Source organism: Synechococcus sp. H55.11, from assembly GCF_047462475.1.
Classification (GTDB): Bacteria; Cyanobacteriota; Cyanobacteriia; order Thermostichales; family Thermostichaceae; genus Thermostichus.
In genome coordinates this window covers 1-920 of record NZ_JANSJI010000247.1, presented here as the reverse complement: position 1 = coordinate 920, position 920 = coordinate 1, and the positions used below count along the sequence as shown (strand labels likewise).

Sequence of the window (920 nt, the reverse complement as noted above, 5' to 3'; positions counted from 1 at the left end):
GGTGTTTGGAGCCGGCTTGCCGGCAATCGGTGGAGCGCCGCTTTCGGCAGGGCGGATGCCCGGCTCTTTGCTGGGGTTGGCGATCTGAGAGGGCAAATTGCCCTTCAGGCCGTTGCGGGCGGCGTAGGCCGGCTCGCCGAAGATCCAGTTGAAGGCGGCCTGCAGGGCTTCGGCAGGGCTGGGCCACTTGGGCGGCTTGGGCACCCCTGCTTTTACCTCCAGCACTGGCGAAAGCCGCGGCTCCAGGGCAATGGTTACACCTTCATCGGCAGCCTGGGCCACGTCGTGGACGCCGATCGTCTCCGGCTCCGGCTCGGCTTGAACTTCGCCCACGGGGCGCAGCTCCACCGTGTTGGGCTTGGCCGCCATCCACTCGCCCAAGGGGTTCTTGCCGGGAGCATCGGGCGCAAAGCTATCTGGCCCGCAAGGCCGCCCTTGGCAGGTGAGATTTTGCGTCTCCGTCTTGGTTTGTTGGCAGGTGGGGCTGCTGGTGCTGGCGATGAGGGTGCCCGTCCGAGTTTGGGTAAACGTTTTGGTTGTGCCGCAGGCGATTTGGTTGATGACCTCGTCGCAGCTAGCCGGCGACCAGGGCCCCCAGTTGTAGTTGCAAGTCTGCGGGCAGGTAACCGTTTGGGTTTGCAGCCGGGTGGTGGTTCCGCAGCTCGAGCTACAGGTCTCGGTGCGGGTTTGGGTTATCGTCAGGCCGCCGTTGGCCAGCGTGCACTGAGGAGTCCAATCTGTATAGGTGCAGGTAGCACCCGGCGGCTGGCAAGTGATGGTTTGGGTTTGGGTTTCGGTGAAGGGAGCTTGGCTGGTACAGAGCGGCGTAACCGTACGGGTGCGCGTTTGGGTGATGGTGGCCCGGCTGCACTGCTGCTGCTGGGTGCACTGAGGACTCCAGTCCGACCAATTCCCGTAGT

The 920-nt window shown here is 64.2% G+C and carries 1 pseudogene; it reads right to left on the bottom strand.

The window, feature by feature from the left end:
- Positions 1-920: pseudogene (locus tag NW853_RS09890) on the bottom strand (type II secretion system protein); the annotation flags it as partial.